At 69.8% G+C, this 20,060-nt stretch carries 17 protein-coding genes; 11 read left to right on the top strand and 6 right to left on the bottom strand.

The annotated features are described in order from the left end of the window. Nucleotides 1-98: 98 nt before the first annotated feature. Genes HUS56_RS03155 through HUS56_RS03165 form a run of 3 tightly spaced genes read left to right on the top strand, consistent with a single transcriptional unit; the run spans nucleotide 99 to nucleotide 3,529 of the window. Nucleotides 99-728: an SAF domain-containing protein gene (locus tag HUS56_RS03155; protein ID WP_173921941.1), complete on the top strand. Its 630-nt coding sequence runs from the start codon at nucleotides 99-101 to the stop codon at nucleotides 726-728. Then, nucleotides 728-1,975: a regulator gene (locus tag HUS56_RS03160; RefSeq protein WP_173921942.1), complete on the top strand. Its 1,248-nt coding sequence runs from the start codon at nucleotides 728-730 to the stop codon at nucleotides 1,973-1,975. Before HUS56_RS03155 ends, HUS56_RS03160 begins: the two co-directional genes overlap by 1 nt. A 54-nt stretch (nucleotides 1,976-2,029) precedes the next feature. Then, nucleotides 2,030-3,529, top strand: a complete 1,500-nt coding sequence (locus tag HUS56_RS03165; RefSeq protein ID WP_173921943.1) for a sensor histidine kinase — start codon at nucleotides 2,030-2,032, stop codon at nucleotides 3,527-3,529. A 12-nt stretch (nucleotides 3,530-3,541) separates the two neighbouring features. Here HUS56_RS03165 and HUS56_RS03170 read toward each other — a convergent pair whose 3' ends face one another. Continuing rightward, nucleotides 3,542-3,790 carry a WhiB family transcriptional regulator gene (locus HUS56_RS03170; protein ID WP_173921944.1) on the bottom strand — a complete coding sequence of 83 codons (249 nt, stop codon included), beginning with the start codon at nucleotides 3,788-3,790 and terminating at the stop codon, nucleotides 3,542-3,544. A gap of 198 nt (nucleotides 3,791-3,988) precedes the next feature. On the opposite strand from HUS56_RS03170, the gene HUS56_RS03175 reads away from it, so the two are divergent. Further along, on the top strand, nucleotides 3,989-4,450 hold the full coding sequence (locus HUS56_RS03175) for a hypothetical protein (RefSeq protein ID WP_173921945.1): 462 nt from the start codon (nucleotides 3,989-3,991) through the stop codon (nucleotides 4,448-4,450). Between the two features lie 14 nt (nucleotides 4,451-4,464). Here HUS56_RS03175 and bcp read toward each other — a convergent pair whose 3' ends face one another. The 3 genes from bcp to aroA all read right to left on the bottom strand — a co-directional run bounded on the left by bcp (nucleotide 4,465) and on the right by aroA (nucleotide 7,451). Beyond that, complete coding sequence (gene bcp / locus HUS56_RS03180; RefSeq protein WP_173921946.1) at nucleotides 4,465-4,944, bottom strand: thioredoxin-dependent thiol peroxidase; 480 nt, start codon at nucleotides 4,942-4,944, stop codon at nucleotides 4,465-4,467. A 102-nt stretch (nucleotides 4,945-5,046) separates the two neighbouring features. Next, nucleotides 5,047-6,084 carry a ribosome small subunit-dependent GTPase A gene (rsgA, locus tag HUS56_RS03185; protein WP_173921947.1) on the bottom strand — a complete coding sequence of 346 codons (1,038 nt, stop codon included), beginning with the start codon at nucleotides 6,082-6,084 and terminating at the stop codon, nucleotides 5,047-5,049. Next, nucleotides 6,081-7,451: a 3-phosphoshikimate 1-carboxyvinyltransferase gene (gene aroA, locus HUS56_RS03190; RefSeq protein ID WP_173921948.1), complete on the bottom strand. Its 1,371-nt coding sequence runs from the start codon at nucleotides 7,449-7,451 to the stop codon at nucleotides 6,081-6,083. The genes rsgA and aroA overlap by 4 nt, the downstream gene beginning before the upstream one ends. A gap of 36 nt (nucleotides 7,452-7,487) precedes the next feature. Between aroA and HUS56_RS03195 the strand changes: the two genes are divergently transcribed. From HUS56_RS03195 to HUS56_RS03205, 3 genes are all read left to right on the top strand, one after another. Continuing rightward, the gene (locus tag HUS56_RS03195) at nucleotides 7,488-8,207 is read left to right on the top strand and encodes a sigma-70 family RNA polymerase sigma factor (RefSeq protein WP_254431260.1); all 720 of its coding nucleotides are present in this window, start codon (nucleotides 7,488-7,490) and stop codon (nucleotides 8,205-8,207) included. Further along, a complete protein-coding gene (rsrA, locus tag HUS56_RS03200; RefSeq protein ID WP_173921950.1) occupies nucleotides 8,204-8,461 on the top strand; it encodes a mycothiol system anti-sigma-R factor in 258 nt (85 codons plus the stop codon). The genes HUS56_RS03195 and rsrA overlap by 4 nt, the downstream gene beginning before the upstream one ends. Nucleotides 8,462-8,559: 98 nt before the next feature. Next, nucleotides 8,560-10,872, top strand: coding sequence for an MMPL family transporter (locus HUS56_RS03205; protein WP_173921951.1), 2,313 nt, complete (start codon nucleotides 8,560-8,562; stop codon nucleotides 10,870-10,872). A 97-nt stretch (nucleotides 10,873-10,969) separates the two neighbouring features. Here HUS56_RS03205 and HUS56_RS03210 read toward each other — a convergent pair whose 3' ends face one another. After that, entirely contained in the window at nucleotides 10,970-14,779 is a 3,810-nt protein-coding gene (locus tag HUS56_RS03210; RefSeq protein ID WP_173921952.1) for a multifunctional oxoglutarate decarboxylase/oxoglutarate dehydrogenase thiamine pyrophosphate-binding subunit/dihydrolipoyllysine-residue succinyltransferase subunit, read from the bottom strand. Nucleotides 14,780-14,925: 146 nt separating this feature from the next. Between HUS56_RS03210 and HUS56_RS03215 the strand changes: the two genes are divergently transcribed. The 4 genes from HUS56_RS03215 (at nucleotide 14,926) to HUS56_RS03230 (ending at nucleotide 19,409) form a co-directional block, all read left to right on the top strand. Continuing rightward, nucleotides 14,926-16,365: a GuaB1 family IMP dehydrogenase-related protein gene (locus HUS56_RS03215; RefSeq protein WP_173921953.1), complete on the top strand. Its 1,440-nt coding sequence runs from the start codon at nucleotides 14,926-14,928 to the stop codon at nucleotides 16,363-16,365. 155 nt (nucleotides 16,366-16,520) lie between these two features. Beyond that, a complete protein-coding gene (locus HUS56_RS03220; protein WP_173921954.1) occupies nucleotides 16,521-17,855 on the top strand; it encodes a hemolysin family protein in 1,335 nt (444 codons plus the stop codon). Then, nucleotides 17,852-18,889 (top strand): hemolysin family protein, encoded by a 1,038-nt coding sequence (locus tag HUS56_RS03225; protein WP_173921955.1) that lies wholly within the window; start codon nucleotides 17,852-17,854, stop codon nucleotides 18,887-18,889. The genes HUS56_RS03220 and HUS56_RS03225 overlap by 4 nt, the downstream gene beginning before the upstream one ends. Before the next feature lie 82 nt (nucleotides 18,890-18,971). After that, a complete protein-coding gene (locus tag HUS56_RS03230; protein ID WP_173921956.1) occupies nucleotides 18,972-19,409 on the top strand; it encodes a VOC family protein in 438 nt (145 codons plus the stop codon). On the opposite strand, the gene HUS56_RS03235 is transcribed toward HUS56_RS03230, so the two are convergent. Further along, nucleotides 19,406-20,041, bottom strand: a complete 636-nt coding sequence (locus HUS56_RS03235; protein WP_173921957.1) for an HAD family phosphatase — start codon at nucleotides 20,039-20,041, stop codon at nucleotides 19,406-19,408. The two genes, HUS56_RS03230 and HUS56_RS03235, sit on opposite strands and share 4 nt — an antisense overlap. Between the last annotated feature and the right edge of the window lie 19 nt (nucleotides 20,042-20,060).

Genomic DNA, 20,060 nt, shown 5'->3' on the forward strand with positions numbered 1-20,060 from the left:
AGCGGGTGCCTCGGATGTGGATAACTTCGGGGCGTCCTCTCGGTTTCGGGCGACGATGGTGGTCGGCGCCGATCGGCGGTGCTCGAGGAGGGAAGACGATGGCTCGTCGACCGGCACGGGGTGATCGCGGTGCGCTCCGACTCGACCCGCGGCTGCTGATCGGCGTGCTGCTGGAGGCGGGGTCTGCGACCGGCGTCTGGGCGCTCGTGTCCGGGCTCGACGAGTCGAGTGACGCGTACGTCGCCCGAGGCACGCTCACGCCGGGCACGCGCATCGAGGCCGACGACCTCGCGGTCGCGTCGGTGCGGCTCGGTTCCGCCTCGGCGCACTACATCGCCCCCGGCGACATCCCCGCCGCCGGGCTGGTCGTCACCCGCACCGTCGGCGACGGCGAGTTGGTGCCGACCTCGTCCGTCGACGACGCAGACCGCACGGGCCTCGCGACGGTCGTGGTGCCCAGCCGGCGGGCGCTTCCGAGCGCGCTCGCCACGGGGGCGACGGTCGACGTGTGGGCGGCTCGTGAGATCGAACGGGGCACCTTCGAGCCGCCGGCCGTGCTGGTCGGCGGCGCGCAGATCGCCGGAATCCAGGAGCCCGAGGGGATGGTCGACTCGGGCGGCGTCTCGGTCGAGCTGCTCGTGCCTCGCGAGAAGGTCGCCGCGCTCCTCCAGGCCCTCGCCGCCGGTGATGCGATCGACCTCGTGCCCGCGCGCGTGAGCGGTGACTGATGGCACGACTCGCCTTCGCCCTCGATCCGGCCACCGAAGACCGCCTCCTCGCCGATGTCGTCGAGCACGGCCACGTGATCGTGGCACGCCTCCTCGCCTGGCGTGACGTGCTCGAGAGCCTCGACGTGCTCGCGCCCGATGTGGTGATCGTGGGCGCCGGCCGAGCCACCCTGAACGAGGAGTTGCTCGCCGCATGCGACGAGCGCGGCATCCGGCTGGTCGCACTCGCCGGCGACGACTCCGAGCGAGCCAACGCCGCGCAGATCGGGCTTCACGAGGTGCTCGAGCGATCGGCCGCGTGGAACGAGATCGAGCCGCTCGTGAGCGGCGGCATCACCGTGCCCTCGCGTCTGGGCGACGCCACCGACCGTGCACCTCGCGCTGCCTCCGTGATCGCGGTGTGGGGTCCGGCGGGTGCACCCGGCCGTACGACGCTGGCGGTGAACCTCGCCGCCGAGATCGCGGCTGCCGGGCACGCGGTCGCCCTGGTCGACGCCGACCCGTACGGCGGTGCGGTCGCGCCCTCCCTCGGGCTCCTCGACGAGGCTCCCGGTTTCGCGTCGGCCTGCCGCCTGGCCGGCGGAGGAGCCCTCGACCGCACGGAGCTCGAGCGCATCGCCCAGCGCTACTCCGCGCCTCGCGCCTCATTCGACGTGTTCACCGGGTTGGTCGGCCCGAGCCGATGGCCCGAGCTCTCGCACGATCGGGTCACGTCGGCGCTCGAGGCGATCCGAGGATGGGTCGAGTACGTCGTGGTCGATACCGGCTTCAGCCTCGAGCGCGACGAAGAACTCACGAGCGACCAGTTCGCACCGCGCCGGAACGCGGCGACCTTCGCCGCGCTCGCCGCCGCCGATCGTGTGGTGGCAGTCGGACTCGCCGACCCCGTGGGCCTGTCGCGCTTGCTGCGCGGGCACGGCGAACTCGTCGAGCTCGTCGAGGCGGAGCGCATCGATGTCATCGTGAACCGCGTGCGGTCGGCCGCGCTCGGCATCGATGCGCATTCGCAGGTGCGCCAGACGTTGCGACGCTTCGCCGGCATCACCGACGCCACGCTGCTCCCGCACGACGGCAGGGCCGCGGATGCCGCGATCCTCACGGCTCGCACCCTGCGCGATGTCGCGCCTCGCAGCCCGCTGCGGTCCGCGCTCCGCACCTACGCCCTCGACGCGTTGCTCCCCGCCCCCGAGTCTCGGCGCTCGCGGCGATTCGCCTTCCCGCCGATGCGGCGCGCAGCCATGGGCTGAGGGGCGGGGCCGGGCGCGGCATCCACGCCCTCACCCGGCGACTACGCTGAACCTGTGTCGACCCTCAGTGATCTCGTCCTCGCACAGGGCCGCAGCAGTCAGGCCGATGTCGACTGGCTGCACATGCTCGTCGGCGACCTGCAACTGCTCGCCGACCTCGCCTTCGCCGACATCGTGCTCTGGGTGCCGTCCGGCGATGACGACTTCGTGGCGGTGGCCCATTCGCGCCCGTCGAGCGCAGCGACGCTCTTCTACCGAGACTTCGTCGGGCAGCCGATCAAGTCGCAGTGGCGCGACCTCGTCACCCGGGCCTTCACGACGGCGCAGATCGTCGACTCCTCGGCGCCCGACTGGTACGAGGAGATGCCCACGCGGGTGCGTGCCGTTCCCGTCATGCGTCGCCTCTCCGCGGCGGGCACGGAGCTCGCACCCGACCCCATCGCGGTCATCACCCGACACACCAACCTCGGCGCGACTCGTACGCCGAGTCGCCAGGAGCTCACGTTCAACGAGTGCGCCGAGGAGCTCTTCCAGATGATCGCGTCGGGCGACTTCCCCGATCTGGGTGCTCCCACTGGGCCGCGTCGCGGCGCTCCCCGTGCCTCCGACGGTCTCATCCGCCTGGATGTCGACGGCGTGACCACGTTCGCGAGCCCGAACGCGTTGTCGGCGTTCAACCGCATGGGGTTCGATGATGAGCTCGAAGGCGAGTCGCTGCCCGACGTGGCGACGCAGCTCCTGAGCGGCAAGCTCGTGGTCGACGAGTCCCTGCCACTCGTCGTGACCGGACGTGCGCCCTGGCGTACCGATGTGGAGTCCCGAGGCGTCACCGTCACGCTGCGAGCCATCCCGATCCGTCGCCGCGGCGAGCGCACCGGCGCGATCGTGCTGAGCCGCGACGTGACCGAGATGCGCCATCAGGAGCAGGAGCTCATCACCAAGGACGCGACCATCCGTGAGATCCACCACCGGGTGAAGAACAACCTCCAGACCGTGGCGTCGCTGCTTCGGATCCAGGCCCGGCGCACGCACTCCGACGAGGCGCGGGAGGCCCTGACGCAGGCGATGCGGCGCGTCGGCGCCATCGCGGTCGTGCACGACACGCTGTCGGAGGGGCTGACGCAGAACGTCGACTTCGACGAGGTGTTCGACCGCGCGCTGCTGCTCGTCGCAGAGGTCGCCTCGGCCCACAACACGACGGCACACCCCAAGCGATCCGGGTCCTTCGGCGTGCTGCCGAGCGAGTACGCAACACCCCTGGCGCTCGCGCTCACCGAGCTCGTGACGAACGCAGTCGAGCACGGGCTCGCGGGCCAGGAGGGCGACGTCGAGATCATCGCCGACCGAACGTCGACCGCGCTCTCAGTGCTCGTGCGCGACACCGGATCCGGACTTCCCGAGGGCATGGTGGGGGAGGGGCTCGGCACGCAGATCGTGCGCACGCTCATCCAGGGCGAGCTGGGTGGAACCATCGACTGGCACACGGTGGTGGGCAGCGGCACCGAGGTCACCATCGAGGTGCCGCTGCGGTGGATCAACGGGGGAGAGAACTGACCCGTCGGCGACTCAGCCGGCTCGACGCGCGCGAGCGGCACGGCGCTTCAGGGCGCGACGCTCGTCTTCGCTGAGCCCGCCCCAGACGCCCGAGTCCTGGCTGGTCTCGAGGGCGTACTGCAGGCAGATCTCGGTGACGGTGCAGCGGGCGCAGACGGCCTTCGCCTTCTCGATCTGGTCGACGGCGGGACCAGTGTTGCCGACCGGGAAGAACAGTTCGGGGTCGGCCGTGAGGCAGGCAGCTTTGTCGCGCCAATCCATGAAGATGCTCCTTGCGTGTACTTCGTTCGCAGACGCGCACGATTGCGCAAGCCGTCGCCGGCAGCTGCGTGGGGGAAGCCGAATCTCGGGAAGTAGGATCATGACTGATCGGCTCACGTCCCTGTGAGCATCAACTCGGCCTCATAAATGGTCGCATAGCGGGGAGATCGAATCAATAGTCGTGAATGGGATAACGCTGTGAATCGCCGCGGGCCCGACGGATTCATGCCGCAGGCGGCATCTGTTTCCGGGGGTGTGCGGGCGGCCCTGGTGATCGTGAACGTCGTGCTGATCCTCGAGGCGGTCGCGCTGACGGCCGTGGCCGTCTGGCTTCTCGTCGACCTCGTCGCGCTGCGGCCGTCGTCGTACGCGACGGCCATCGCGTTGATCGTCCTCGTCGGGATCGGTGCGGCGGGCGTCGCTTCGACGGCGATCGCGTCCCTGCGGCGGGCATCGTGGTCGCGGGCGGCGGCCATCGTCTGGCAGATCCTGCAGGTCTCGATCGCGGTGGGGGCGTTCCAGGGGCTGTTCGCTCGTCCCGATGTCGGTTGGGCGCTGCTCGTTCCCGCGGTCGCGGTGATCGGGCTCCTGCTCTGGCGACCGGTGCGGCTCGCCTACACACCGCCCGAGGACGACACCGAGGCGCCGCACGGCGCGTGAGGCCGGGCCGAGGTTCAGGCGGCGTCGAGGCCGAGTTCGCGCCGGAGCCGGGCCACGTGCCCGGTCGCCTTCACGTTGTAGAGGGCCCGCTCGATGCGCCCATCGGGGCCGATGACGAAGGTCGAACGGATGGAGCCGACGACGATCTTTCCGTAGAGCGCCTTCTCGCCCCAGACGCCGTAGGCCTTCTGCACTTCGAGGTCGGGGTCGGAGAGGAGCGTGAAGTTCAGGCGGTCGCGTTCGGCGAAGCGCTTGAGCTTGTCGACATCGTCCTTCGAGACCCCGAGCACGCGGACGCCGGCGGATGCGAAGGAGTTGAGGTTGTCGCGGAAGTCGCAGGCCTCCGTCGTGCAGCCGGGCGTCATGGCCTCGGGGTAGAAGTAGAGCACGACGCGTGATCCGCGCAGGTCGGACAGGGTGACCTGCCGGCCCTCCTGGTCGGTCAGCGTGAAGTCGGGGGCGAGGTCTCCGGGGGCCAGTCGTGCATCCGTCATTCGTCCATCGTAGGCACGCCGGCTGGGTGCCCGCGGTGTCAACGGGTGTCGGGCGCCTGCGGTGTCGGCGGTGCCTCGATGTCGCCTCGGTGCCGAGGTGGGTCAACGGAATGTCGCGAGCAGCCGCTGCAGGGAGTCGAGCCGCGCCCGTCCGGCCTCGCCGAGCTCGCCGGCTTCGACGGCCTCGATGATGGCGCAGTCGGGGGAATCGGGCAGGTGCGTGCAGCCTCGAGGGCACCGCTCGGCGATGACGGCCAGGTCGGTGAACGCCCCGAGGATCGACGCCGGGTCGACGTGCCCGAGCCCGAAGGACCGGACCCCGGGCGTGTCGATGACCCAGCCCGTTCCGCCGTCGTCGACCACGCGCAGCGACACCGTCGACGACGAGGTGTGGCGCCCGCGCCCGGTCACCACGTTCACCCGCCCGATGGCGCGATCTGCTCCGGGAACGAGCGCGTTCACGAGCGTCGACTTGCCCACTCCGGAGTGCCCGACGAAGACGGTGCGGTGCCCGATCAGATCCCGAGTGATCTCGTCGAGCGGCATCCGATCGGCGCTCGAAAGGTACACGGGGAGGTCGAGGCCGGCGAAGTTCCGGAGGAACTCGGTCGGATCGGCGAGGTCGGTCTTCGTGATGCAGAGCAGGGGCTGGATCCCGGCGTCGAAAGCCGCGACGAGGTACCGGTCGACCAGGCGGATCCGCGGTTCGGGGTCGGCCGCGGCGACGACGATGAGCATCTGATCGGCGTTCGCGACGATGACCCGCTCGACCTCGTCGGTGTCGTCGGCGCTCCGCCGGAGCAGGGTCGTGCGTTCGCCGATGCGGACGATGCGGGCGAGCGTCCCCGGCTCTCCGCTCGTGTCGCCGACGAGGTCGACCCGATCCCCCGTCACGACGGACTTGCGGCGCAACTCGCTCGCACGTGCCGCGGTGATCTCGCGCTCGTCGCGACCACCCTCGTCGACGAGTACCGCGTACCGCCCGCGGTCGACTCCGAGCACCGTGCCCTCGACGGCGTCGGCGTGCTCGGGGCGAACCTTGGTGCGCGGCCGGCTGCCGCGCCGGTTGGGCCGAACGCGGACGTCGGACTCGTCGAACTCGGGCTCGTCCTCGTCGTCGCCGGTGTCCCACCAGGTCATGCGAGCATCTGCTCCCAGAGCTGCGTGAACTGGGGGAGCGTCTTCGACGTCGAACCCACGTCGTCGATGACCACGCCCGGCACTGCGAGCCCGATGATCGCCCCGCTGGTGGCCATCCGGTGATCGGCGTAGGTGCGCCACGGCCCGCCGCGCAGCGGGACCGGTTCGATCGCCAATCCGTCGTCGAGCTCGGTGATCCGCCCGCCGAGTCCGTTCACCTCTGCCGCGAGCGCCGCGATCCGATCCGTCTCGTGGTGGCGGATGTGCCCGATGCCGGTGAGCGTGCTCGGGGTGTCGGCGAGCGCAGCGAGCGCAACGAGGTTGGGCACGAGTTCACCGGCGTCCGACAGGTCGAGATCGACACCACGGATGCCGCGGCCGCCCTCGGCACTCGAATCGGGTGCGCGCACGGTGAGGCGGTCGCCGGCACGTTCGACGTCGGCCCCGAACCGGGGCAGGAGCTCGACCAGGCGGGAACCGACCTGCGTGGTCTCGCTGGGCCACCCGGTGATGGTCACCCGGCCTCCGGCGACGAGCGCGGCGACGAGGAACGGTGCGGCGTTCGAAAGGTCGGGCTCGATGTGCACGTCGACCGCGCGGATGGGCGCATGCTCCACCGTCCACCGGCCGGGCGACGGGTTGCCGACCTCGATGCCGCGAGCGCGGAGGGCGGCGATCGTCATCTCGATGTGCGGCAGGCTGGGGAGTCGTTCGCCGGTGTGGCGGAGGTCGAGGCCGTTCTCGAAGCACGGTGCGGCGAGCAGGAGTCCGGACACGAACTGGCTCGAGGCCGAGGCGTCGATCTCGAGCGGGCCGCCCTGCACCCGGCCCGTGCCGTGCACGGTGAAGGGGAGCGCGCCGCGGCCGTCGTCGTCGAGATCGACGCCGAGGACCCGGAGCGCGTCGATCGTGGCGCCCATGGGTCGACGGTATGCCGCCTCATCGCCGTCGAAGGTCGTGGGTCCGAGGGCCAGCGCCGCCACGGCGGGCAGGAAGCGCATGACCGTGCCCGCGAGCCCGCAATCGATCGTCGTGGAACCGAGCAGCTCGTCGGCCGGGATGACTCGAAGGTCGTCGCCGAACCCGCCGGTTCCCGGCATCCGCTCGAACCGCGTGCCGAGGCCGCGGAGGCCCTCGATCATCAGCTCGCTGTCACGTGACCACAGCGGCGCGCGGAGCGTCGACGGGCCGTCGCCGAGGGCCGCGAGCACGAGCTCCCGATTGGTGAGCGACTTCGAACCGGGGATCGCCAGGACCGACGAGAGCGGGCCCGCCGCCGTGGGCGCCTGCCACCCCTCATCCGTGCCGGTCGGCCTCGCATCGCCATACGGATCGAATTCGGGTGCGGAATACCTCGAAATCTGCATCGGTTATCAACAGTAGCGTCCGGCGATGAGAAGGGGATGGTGCGCGTGCCGCTTGCAGTGCTCGAACGCCCGACGGCTGCTCCGACAGACGATCTAGGATGGCCGTTGATGACTGCCGACGACTCCGACACCACGCCGAACGACGCGCCTCCGACCGAGGAGTCCCGCCCGCTCGGCGAGCTCTTCGAGGAGCAGGCGCTGCCATTCATCGACCAGCTGTACGCTGCGGCGCTGCGAATGACGAAGAACCCGGCAGACGCGCAGGACCTCGTGCAGGAGACGTTCGTGAAGGCGTACGCCGCATTCGGGCAGTTCACGCAGGGCACCAACCTCAAGGCGTGGCTCTACCGCATCCTCACGAACACCTTCATCAACAGCTACCGCAAGAAGCAGCGCGAGCCCTTCCAGGGCACGATCGATGAGCTGGAGGACTGGCAGCTGGGCGGGGCCGAGTCGACGACGGCGCGCTCGAGCCGCTCTGCCGAGGCCGAGGCGATCGACCACCTGCCTGACAGCGCCGTGAAAGACGCCCTCCAGGCGCTGCCCGAGGATTTCCGTCTCGCCGTGTACTTCGCAGACGTCGAGGGATTCTCCTATCAGGAGATCGCCGACATGATGAACACCCCCATAGGGACCGTGATGAGCCGCCTGCACCGTGGCCGGCGCATGCTCCGCGAGTCCCTCGCCGAATACGCCCGCGAACAGGGGTTCGCGCGGGCGGAGAAGGCGACCCAACCGACGAGGAGCAAGAAGTGACCGACTGCGGCTGTGAGAAGGCCAGGGCCGAACTCGAGGAATACCTGCATCACGAACTGAAACGAGAGGATGCCGCCGACATCCGTGAGCACGTCGAGAACTGCGCCGACTGCCAGGCGGAGCTTCGGGTCGGCGTGGCGATCACGGAGGTCGTGCAGCGGGCCTGCCGCGAGACCGCGCCCGACGAGCTGCGCACTCTCGTGCTGGCGCGCATCCGCGACATCCAATCGGGGCACGGCCTGCCCGTCGCCTGACCAGCGCGGCCGGGGGTGCGAACCGCACCCGATCGACCGGCGAGGTTCCATCGTTCGATGGAAGCGTCGGCGCGTGCGGCTGCGTAGCGTCGACGGTGATGGAAACGACTGCCGCATCGTCGACCGGCCGGGTGCCCACCTGGCTGCGCGTCCTCATCCCCGCCGTCCTCATCCTCGTCTGGTTCGCGGCGTTCGGCGCGGGGGGCGCGTCGTTCGGCCGCATCAGCGAGGTCTCGACCAACGACCAGGCCCAGTTCCTGCCCTCGTCGGCGGAGGCCACCGAGGTCAACGAGCTGCAGGAGGACTTCCGAGGCTCGGACGCCATTCCGGCGACCGTCGTGGTCGCCGCCGGTGACGGCGAACTCGACGAATCCCAGCTCGACGACATCGAGCAGCTTCGCGACCGGATGCTCGAGGTGCCGGGCGTGCTCGCAGAGGACGCGTCGCCCGCGCTCCCCTCCGACGACGGAGTCGCTGTGCAGCTCTTCGTTCCGATCGACGCCTCCGATGGCGCTGCGCCACCGACCGACGTCGTCGGCGAGTTGCGGGCCGTCGCCGACGACCATCCCGTGACGGACGCCACGGTGGCCGTCACCGGGCCGGCCGGCTTCACCGCCGACCTCGCCGGCGCCTTCAGCGGGATCGACGGCCTGCTCCTCGCCGTGGCGCTGACCGCCGTCTTCATCATCCTCGTCATCGTCTACCGGTCGCCGCTGCTGCCGCTCCTCGTCCTCTTCACGAGCATGTCGGCGCTGTGTGCCGCGGTGTTCACGGTGACCGTGCTCGCCGCGGCCGAGGTGCTCCTGCTCTCCGGACAGACGCAGGGCATCCTCTTCATCCTGGTCATCGGGGCGGCGACCGACTACGCGTTGCTCTACATCGCGCGATACCGCGAGTCCCTCGGCCGGCACGACCGGAAGTGGGATGCCACGTGGGCGGCGATCCGCGGCGCCTGGGAGCCGATCGTGGCATCCGGCGGCACCGTCATCGTGGGCCTGCTCATCCTGCTCGCGAGCCAACTGGTGTCGAACCAGACCCTCGGACCGGTCGCAGCGATCGGCATCGTGTTCGCGATCCTCGCCGCGCTCACGCTGCTGCCCGCGCTCCTGCTCTGGGCCGGCCGGGCGGCATTCTGGCCCCGCCGAATCAAGCCGGCGCACGCCCCCGAGCATGCGCGGAACACCGCTCGCGAGACGTCGTCGGAGGTGTCGGCTGCGGATGCCGCGGCATCCGGAGACGGCCATCACCGCGCGGAGGAGAAGGGCGTCTGGGCGGCCACCGGCCGGCTCGTCTCGCGCCGACCGCGGATCGTGTGGATCGTCTCGGTGGTGGCGCTCGGCGTCATGTCGCTGGGCCTGCTGCAGCTGGATGCCGACGGGGTGCCATCGAGCGAGTTCGTCCTGGGCGAGTCCGAGGCGCGTGACGGACAGGAACTGCTCGGCGAGCACTTCCCCGCCGGGTCGGGGTCGCCGGCCGTCATCATCGGACCGGAGGCCGCGCTCCAGGACATGGCCGACATCGCGCTCGGAACGAGTGGCGTCGCCTCGCTCACGGCCATCGCCGACACGGAGGCGGGCACCGCTCCCGTCACCGAGGGCGGCATCCAGGCGTTCGGTCCTCCGGGCACTCCGGCGCCCGAGCCGGTGATCGTCGACGGCCGGGTCATGCTCCAGGCGACGCTCGATGCTCCGGCCGACTCGGAGGAGGCCGAGGCGATCGTCGTCGACCTGCGCGAGTCGCTCGACGAGGTGGGCACCGACGTCCTCGTCGGCGGCGAGTCCGCCGTGGCGTACGACACGCAGCGGGCCGCGATCGCGGATCGCACGCTCATCATCCCGCTCGTCCTCGCGGCGATCCTGCTCATCCTGATGCTCCTGCTGCGCTCGATCGTGGCCCCGCTCCTGCTCATCGGCACGGTCGTGCTCTCCTTCGCAGCCGCGCTCGGGGTCTCGGCGCTGGTGTTCGAGCACGTGCTGCGCTTCCCCGGCGCGGACCCGTCGGTGCCGCTGTTCGGATTCGTGTTCCTGGTCGCTCTCGGCGTCGACTACAACATCTTCCTGATGACCCGGGTGCGCGAGGAGTCCCTCGGCTACGGCACGCGGCCCGGGATCATCCGCGGGCTCCGGCTCACCGGCGGCGTGATCACGTCGGCGGGGCTGGTGCTCGCGGCGACCTTCGCCGCGCTCGGGGTGCTGCCGATCCTGTTCCTCGCCCAGCTCGCGTTCATCGTCGCCTTCGGCGTGCTGCTCGACACGTTCCTGGTGCGCACGCTGCTCGTTCCGGCGCTGGCCTACGACATCGGCCCTGCGGTCTGGTGGCCGAGCCGGCTCTCCCGACGTGGGCACGCGTCGAAGACCTCAGGGGCCGTGCCCCCCGCCGAGGCCGCGGATGCCGACCTCGTGCGGCGCTGATCCTCGACGCCAGGGACGAGCGGAACCGGGCGACGACGAAACGGGAGCGGATTCCTCGGGACATCCGCTCCCGTTCGGGCGTCGGGGCAGTGAGCGGCTACATCGTGAGTGCGCGACGGACGAGCTCCGCCTGCTCGACCGCGTGCCGCTTCGCCGAGCCGGTGGCCGAGGACGCCGCGTACGGACGCGCCACGACGTTCACGGGCCGCGGACCCAGCTTGTTCGTCTCGATGATGAAGTACGGCCAGGCACCCTGGTTCTCGGGCTCCTCCTGCGCGAACATCAGCTCGGCATTCGGATACGAGTCCGCGACCGACTTGAGCTCGACGGCCGGCAGCGGGTAGTACTGCTCCAGCCGCACGATGGCGATCTCGGGGTTCGGGTTCTTCTCGAGTTCGGCGATGAGGTCGTAGTAGAGCTTGCCGGCGAGGAACACCACGCGCTTCACGGACGCCTTGTCGGTGATGCGCGCATCATCGATCACCGGCTCGAACTTGCCCTGCGTGAAGTCGGCGACCTCGCTCGTCGCACCGCGCAGCCGCAGCATCGCCTTCGGAGTGAAGACCACGAGCGGCTTGCGCGGACGGGAGTACGCCTGGCGCCGGAGCAGGTGGAAGTACGACGCGGGCGTCGACGGACGAGCGACGGTCATGTTGTTCTCGGCGCAGAGCTGCAGGTACCGCTCGATGCGCGCGCTCGAGTGATCGGGTCCCTGGCCCTCGTAGCCGTGCGGGAGGAGGAGGACGACGCTCGAGCGCTGGCCCCACTTCTGCTCGGCCGAGGAGACGAACTCGTCGATGATGGTCTGCGCACCGTTCGCGAAATCGCCGAACTGCGCCTCCCAGAGCACCAGCGCGTCGGCGCGCTCGACGGAGTACCCGTACTCGAAGCCCATCGCCGCGTACTCGCTGAGCAGCGAGTCGTAGATCCAGAACTTCGCCTGGTTGTCGGAGAGGTTCGCCAGCGGCAGCCACTCCTGGCCGTTCACGCGATCGTGCAGCACGGCGTGGCGCTGCACGAACGTGCCACGACGCGAGTCCTGCCCGGCGAATCGCACGGGCGTACCCTCGAGCAGGAGCGACCCGAGCGCGATCATCTCACCGAAGCCCCAGTCGATCTTGCCGTTGCGGCTCATGTCGAGGCGCTTCGTGAGCAACTGCTGGATCTTCGGGTGCACCGTGAATCCCGCCGGCTTGTTGTTGAACGCATCGCCGATCGCCTGCACCACCTCGGCGGAGACCGCGGTGGTCTCGAGCTCGCCGGTGGGGATCTCGACGGCGCGCGGCGTGTCGGTCGCTCCGACGATCGGGATCGAACCCGTCTGCGCGGCGTGCGTCTCGGCGAAGGCCCGCTCCAGGCGGTCCTGGAAGTCGCGGTGCGCCTCCTCGTACTCCTCTTCGGTGATGTCGCCGCGACCGACCAGCGCCTCGGTGTAGAGCTTCCGGACCGAGCGCTTCGCCTCGATGAGGTTGTACATCAGCGGCTGCGTCATCGACGGGTCGTCGCCCTCGTTGTGCCCGCGGCGCCGGTAGCAGACGAGGTCGATGACGACGTCGCGCTTGAACTCCTGGCGGTAGCGGAACGCCAGCGCGGCGACCCGCACGACGGCCTCGGGGTCGTCGCCGTTCACGTGGAAGATCGGGGCCTGGATGGTCTTCGCCACGTCGGTGGAGTAGATCGACGAGCGGGCGTCGCCCGGAACGGTCGTGAAGCCGACCTGGTTGTTCACGACGACGTGGATGGTGCCACCCGTGCGGTAGCCGCGCAGCTGCGACATCTGCATCGTCTCGAACACGACGCCCTGGCCCGCCATGGCGGCGTCGCCGTGGATGAGCAGCGGCAGCGTCGAGAACGTGCCGATGGGCTTGCGGTCCTGCTTCGCCCGCACGATGCCCTCGAGCACTCCGTCGACCGCTTCGAGGTGCGACGGGTTCGCGGCGAGCGACACCGGGATCTGGGTGCCGTCGTCGGCGGTGAACACGCCCTCGGTGCCGAGGTGGTACTTCACGTCGCCGGATCCGTGGAACGACTTGGAGTCCTGCTGGCCCTCGAACTCGCGGAACACCTGGCCGTACGTCTTGCCCGCGATGTTCGTGAGCACGTTCAGCCGGCCGCGGTGCGCCATGCCGATGGCCACCTCGTCGAGACCCTCCTTCGCGGCGCCTTGCAGGATCTCGTCGAGGAGCGCGATGACCGATTCGCCGCCCTCGAGGCTGAATCGCTTCTGGCCGACGTACTTCGTCTGCAGGAAGGTCTCGAAGGCCTCAGCCTCGTTGAGCTTGCCGAGGATGCGCATCTGCTCGTCGTGCGTGGGCTTCTCGTACTTGCGCTCGACCTCGTGCTGGATCCACCTGCGCTGCACGGGGTCTTGGATGTGCATGTACTCGATGCCGATGGTGCGGCAGTACGAGTCACGGAGCACACCGAGGATGTCGCGGAGCAGCGCGGTGCGGGTGTCGCCGAAGCCGCCCGTGACGAACTCGCGGTCGAGGTCCCAGAAGGTCAGGCCGTGGCTCTCGATGTCGAGGTCGGGATGCGAGCGCTGCACGTACTCGAGCGGGTCGGTGTCGGCCATCATGTGGCCGCGAACGCGGAACGAGTTGATGAGCTCCTGTACGCGGGCCGTCTTGTCGATGGCACTGGCGATGTCGACCGAGATGTCGGAGTTCCACTTGATGGGCTCGTAGGGCAGGCGGAGCGCGGCGAAGATGTCCTGGTAGAAGTTGCGCTCGCCGATCAGCAGCTCGTGCACCTTCTTCAGGAACTCACCCGACCCGGCGCCCTGGATGACGCGGTGGTCGTAGGTCGACGTCAGCGTGATCGTCTTGCCGATCGCGAGGTTCGCGAGGGTCTTCTCGCTGGCGCCCTGGAACTCGGCGGGGTACTCGAGGGCGCCGGCGCCGATGATGCAGCCCTGGCCCTTCATGAGCCGGGGCACGGAGTGCACGGTGCCGATGCCGCCGGGATTCGTCAGCGAGATCGTGGCGCCCGAGAAGTCGTCGGCGGTCAGCTTGTTGGCCCGCGCCCGCTGGACGAGGTCTTCGTACGCCGCAAGGTACTCGTTGAACGTCATCGTCTCGGCGCGCTTGATCGCGGGAACGAGGAGGGCTCGGGTGCCGTCGGGCTTCGGCAGGTCGATGGCGATGCCGAGGCCGATGTGGGCGGGCTTCACCATGCTCGGCTTGCCGTCGATCTCGGCGTAGTAGACGTTCTGGCTCGGGAAGTCCTTGAGGGCCTGGATGATGGCCCACCCGATGAGGTGCGTGAACGACACCTTGCCACCGCGCGAGCGACGGAGGTGGTTGTTGATCACGATGCGGTTGTCGATCATGAGCTTCGCCGGGACCGTGCGCACGCTCGTCGCGGTCGGCACCGTGAGGCTCTGGTCCATGTTCGCGGCCAGGGTCTTGGGAAGGCCCTTGAGGGTCACGACCTGGTCTTCGCGCTGGCCCTCGTCGGCGACGACGGGCTGCGGGCTCGTGATGGGCACGTCGGCGGGCACGGGCGTCGTGCGCGGGGCGACCGAGGTCGTTCGCGCCGCCGGCGTCTGGCCGATGACGGGGGTCGGGGCCGTGGCCGGCGCGGGCTCGGCGGTCGCGGATGCCGCAGGCGGGGCTCCGTTCGGAGCGGGCGCGGTCGGCGCCGGAGCCGATGGCGCAGCAGCCGGTGCGGCTCCTGCAGCCGGGGCTTCGGGCGCGGCGGGCGGAGCCGGCTGCTGAGCGGCGGATGCCCGGCCGTCGCCGGCGCGCGCGGCGCGGTAGTGCTCGAGGACCGGCCACCAGGTCTTGTCGACGGAATCAGGGTCGGCGGTGTACTTCTGGTACATCTCGTCGACGAGCCATTCGTTGGCTCCGTAGTCGCCCGCCGTCGTCTCTTCCGATCCCGACCCGGTCAATTGGCTCGACACAGCCTGTCGCCTACTCTCTCCGTTGATGCTGGTGGACTCCTGCCGGCGATCGGCACGTGCGCGCACGCAGTCGTGCCACGATCACCCACACAAGCCTAAACCCCCGCCGGGGTCGGGCGGTCCGGTGCGACGGTAGCGTGGAGGCCATGGAGTTCTACCGGACGAACCCCCGCCACGACCTCACGTACTCGGATGTCTTCCTCGTTCCGAGCCGCTCGGGGGTCACCAGCCGGCTCGACGTCTCCCTCGCCCCCGATGACGGATCAGGGGCATCCGTTCCCATCGTCTCGGCGAACATGAACTCGATCACCGGTCCGCGGCTGGCGGCCACGCTGGCCCGTCGCGGCGGTCTCGGGGTCCTGCCACAGGACCTGCACCTCCAGGAGCTCGACGAGGCGATCAACTGGGTGAAGCGCCAGTCGCCGCGATTCGACACCCCGCATCGGTTCGCGCCCGACGACACCGTCGCGGACGCCCTCGCCGTGCTGCCGCCGGTCTCCGGGCACGGCATCGTGCTGCAGGACTCCCGCGGCGAGTTCGTCGGGTGCATCGAGGCGGAGCGCCTGGCGACGGCGCTGCCCGACGCTCGCCTGGGCGACCTCATCCACGGCAGCCTCGCGTCGCTCGATGCCGACGAGGTCGAGTCACCGCGCCGGGCGTTCGACGTCATGGTCGAGGCCGGCCTCGACTTCGCGCCGGTGCTCGAACACGGTCGCGTCGTCGGGACGCTCAGTCGCCGAAGCGCGCTGCGGGGCACGATCTACGAGCCGAACGTCGATGACCGCGGGCGGCTGCGCGTCGCTGCGGCCGTCGGCATCAACGGGGATGTCGCGGCCAAGGCGACCGCGCTCGCGGGCGCCGGCGTGGACATGCTCGTGATCGACACGGCCCACGGGCACCAGGAGGGCATGGTGCGAGCGGTCGGCATCGTGCGCGACCTCGACCTCGGGGTGCCGATCGTCGCGGGCAACGTCGTCACGGCCGACGCCGTCGCCGACCTCGTCGAGGCCGGGGCCGATGTGCTGAAGGTGGGGGTCGGCCCTGGCGCGATGTGCACGACCCGCATGATGACGGCCGTGGGGCGGCCGCAGTTCTCGGCCGTGCTCGAGACCGCCGACGCGGCGCGCGAGCTCGGCGCGAAGGTGTGGGCCGACGGCGGCGTCCGGTACCCGCGCGACGTCGCACTCGCGCTGGCCGCGGGTGCGGCATCCGTCATGATCGGGTCCTGGTTCGCCGGCACGATCGAGGCGCCGGGCACGCTGCGAAGCGACGCGTCGGGTCGCCTCTACAAGGAGAGCTGGGGGATGGCGTCGACGAAGGCGGTGCGAGAGCGATTCGACCGGCTCTCGCCGTACGAGCTGGCTCGTAAGGAGCTCTTCGCCGAGGGGATCTCGTCGTCGTCGATCTACCTCGACCCGCTGCGTCCGTCGCTCGAGGACCTGCTCGACATGATCACGTCGGGCGTGCGGAGCTCGTTCACCTACGCGGGAGCGCGCTCCATCGAGGAGTTCCGCGAGAACGCGCTCGTCGGCATCCAGTCGGCCGCGGGGTACGAGGAGGGCAAGGCGCTGCCGGTCAGCTGGTGACGGCGGAGCTTCCGGCTTCGCACAGCGCCGCGCGACGGCGGTCGGGGCGGGAGCGCAGGGCCGCCGCCGATATACTGGGCTGACGATGGACGATCCCCCCTCTGCGAATACGCCCGGCCACAGACCCTCGCCCGTGACCGAATGGGGAGGCTCGGATGACTGAGTGGATACTCCTCGGCATCGGACTCCTCCTCACCATCGGCACGGGCTTGTTCGTCGCCAGCGAGTTCGCGCTCGTCAACCTCGACCGGGCTGAGCTCGAGGCGCGACGGGAGCGGGGCGAGACGCGGCTCGGCATCACCATCGCCGCCCTGAAGATCACCTCGACCCACCTGTCGAGCGCGCAGCTCGGCATCACCCTCACGACGCTGCTGACCGGCTACACCATGGAGCCCGCGATCAGCTCGCTCCTCGCGGGGCCGCTCGCCGCGATCGGCGTGCCCGAGGCCGCGTTGCGCCCGGTCGGCGCGACGACGGCGATCGTGATCGCGACCCTGCTCTCGATGGTGATCGGCGAGCTCGTGCCGAAGAACTTCGCGCTCGCGCTGCCACGGCAGACCGCGATCGTGGTCATGCCGTTCCAGGCGGCGTTCACCTGGGTGTTCCGCCCGGCCGTCGCGTTCCTGAACGGCAGTGCCAACGTGCTGCTGCGCTCCGTCGGCATCGAGCCGAAGGAGGAGCTGTCAGCGGCCCGCTCCGCCGAGGAGCTCTCGTCGCTCGTCCGACGATCGGCGAGCGCGGGGCTGCTCGAGGAGGACACCGCGACACTGCTCGGCCGTACGCTCCGGTTCGCCGACCACGATGCATCCGACGTCATGACGCCGCGTCCCGCCATCGGAGCGGTGCAGCGCCAAGAGTCCGCGGAGGCGGTGCTCGAGCTGGCGCGCCAGACCGGCTTCTCCCGGTTCCCGGTCTACGACGAGAACCTCGACGACATCGTGGGCATCGTGCACGTGAAGCAGGCGGTCGCGGTGCCCCGCGAACGACGTTCCGACGTCCCGGCGTCCGCGTTGCAGTCCGAGGCGCTCCGGGTGCCCGAGACGATGAAGCTCGACACGCTGCTCGGCGAGCTTCGCGGACGGGGTTACCAGATGGCCGTCGTGGTCGACGAGTACGGCGGCACGGCGGGCGTCGCGACGCTCGAGGACCTCGTGGAGGAGCTCGTCGGCGAGGTCGCCGACGAGCACGACCGCACGCGAGCGGGCATCGTCCGCCGCGGTGACGTCATCAGCTTCCCCGGGATCCTCCGGCCCGACGAGCTGCTCGATCGCACCGGCATCCGGGTGCCCGAGAACGGGGACTACGAGACCGTCGCCGGCTACGTCATCGCACAGCTGGGCCGCCTGCCCGCGATCGGCGACGAGGTCGAGATCGAAGACGGGGTGCTCGCGGTGCAGCGCCTCGACGGACGTCGCATCGACCGGCTGCGCTTCGTGCCGAAGCCGGCGCCCGAGCACCACGGCCTCGACGACCGGGAGGACGCGCGATGAGCGACTGGGCCGGAATCGCCTGGCTGTTCGTGCTGCTCATCGCGAACGCCTTCTTCGTGGGAGCCGAGTTCGCGGTCATCTCGGCGCGGCGATCACAGATCGAGCCACGTGCCGAGGCCGGAAGCCGCAGCGCGAAGACCGCCCTCTGGGCGATGGAGCATGCGACCCTCATGCTGGCGATGAGCCAGCTCGGGATCACGATCTGCTCGCTGCTCATCCTGAACGTCTCGGAGCCGGCGATCCATCACCTGCTGGAGGTCCCGCTCCAGCTGACCGGCTGGTCCGAGGGCGTCGTGTCGACGGTGGCGTTCATTATCGCGCTCGTCCTGGTCTCGTACCTCCACGTCGTCTTCGGCGAGATGGTGCCGAAGAACCTGTCGTTCTCGGTTCCCGACCGTGCGGTGCTGCTCCTGGCGCCGCCCCTCGTGTTCCTCGCCCGGCTCTTCCGGCCGATCATCGTCGCGCTGAACGCCACCGCGAACGGATTCCTCCGGCTCTTCGGCGTCCAGCCGAAGAGCGAGGCCACGTCGACGTACACACTCGAAGAGGTGCAGACGATCGTGCACCAGTCGCGCCGTGAGGGCGTGCTCGAGGATGCGAGTGGCACGCTCACCGCCGCCTTCGAGTTCACGACGAAGTGCGTTCGGGATGTCGCCCTGCCGCCGTCGAGCCTCGTCAGCCTGCCCGCGTCGGCGACGCCGGCCGACGTCGAGCGAGCGGTGGCGCGTCACGGGTTCTCGAGGTACGTCATCCCCGGAGAGAACGGCGAACCCGAGGGGTACGTGCATCTGAAGGACGTCATCGACCTCGACGACGACGAGTACGACGACCCGATCCCCGCCAAGCGGGTCCGACGGCTGGTCTCGATCTACGAGGGCACCGACCTCGAGGATGCGCTCGCCACGATGCGCCGCCTCGGAACCCATGTGGCGCGCGCGTTCGACGAGCAGGGCGCGACGACGGGCGTCATCTTCCTCGAAGACATCATCGAGGAGCTCGTCGGCGAGGTGGAGGACGCCACCCGCCGCGGTTGATCGGCCGGCTCGAATTTCACCGTCCGGGCGGCGGCGGGTGAGCGTAGACTGACGCGCGACCCGAAGAATTCGAGGAAAAATCATGTTCGAGAAGCTCATGGCGACGGCAGTACTTCCGGCATCCGACCTCGCCCGCGCCAAGAAGTGGTGGCACGATGTGCTCGGCCGTGACCCCATGTACGAGGACACCGAGGGTGAGGCGATGTACTACGACATCGGCGGCCTGCCCGTGCTGGTCTACCGCAGCGACTTCGCGGGCACGGCCCAGAACACCGCACTCGGTCTCATGACCGACAACCTCGACCGCGACATGACGGAACTGCGCACGCACGGTGTCATGTTCCACGACTACGACATGCCCGGACTGAAGACCGACCATGGCGTGGCCGAGATGGGCGATGGGGAACGCAGCGCCTGGTTCAGCGACAGCGAGGGCAACATCATCGCCATCGGCCAGTACTCCCCGCAGATGATGGAGATGGCCATGAAGATGCGCTCTTCCGCCGCGGGAATGGGCTAGCGCGAGGCCAGCGACCGCAGCCACGACTCGAGCGACACGGCATCCGTGAACACGTGGCCGTCGCCGCCGACGGCCTTGGCGCCCTCCACGTTCTCGGACCTGTTGTCGACGAACAGGAATTCGGCGGGCGTGATACCGAGTTCGTCGATGACGTGCTCGTAGATCGCGGCATGCGGCTTCACCAGCCGCAGTTCGCCGCTCACGAAGACCCGCTCGAAGAGCGGCGCGAACGAGCCATGCCGCAGCCAGCCGATGAAGTCGGGGCCCGCGTTGGAGAGCAATGCGAGGCGGGTGCGTCCCCGGGCGAGGGCGTGCAGCACCGAGAGCGTCGCGGGGTCGACACTCAGCCAGCCCCGATGGTCGATCGCCCAGAGCTCGTGGACGTCGATCGAACCCCATTCGACGCCGAGGTCGGCACCGACCGCTGTCCAGTACTCGGCGATCGTCGCCGTGCCCTGGTCGAGCGGCTCACGGTGCGCCCAGTAGGCCGTCCAGAACGGCTCGGCATCGACGCCGGCCCTCGAGACGAGCAGGGCACGGTCGGCGTCGGAGGGCGGTCGCGAGATCACCTCGCCGTAATCGAACACCACGACCCGTGGGGAGAGAGCGATCGGCGGGACTGTCGCGGTCATCCTCCCCAACCTATCGTTG

Source organism: Agromyces sp. Marseille-P2726 (assembly GCF_902809835.1).
Lineage (GTDB): Bacteria > Actinomycetota > Actinomycetes > Actinomycetales > Microbacteriaceae > Agromyces.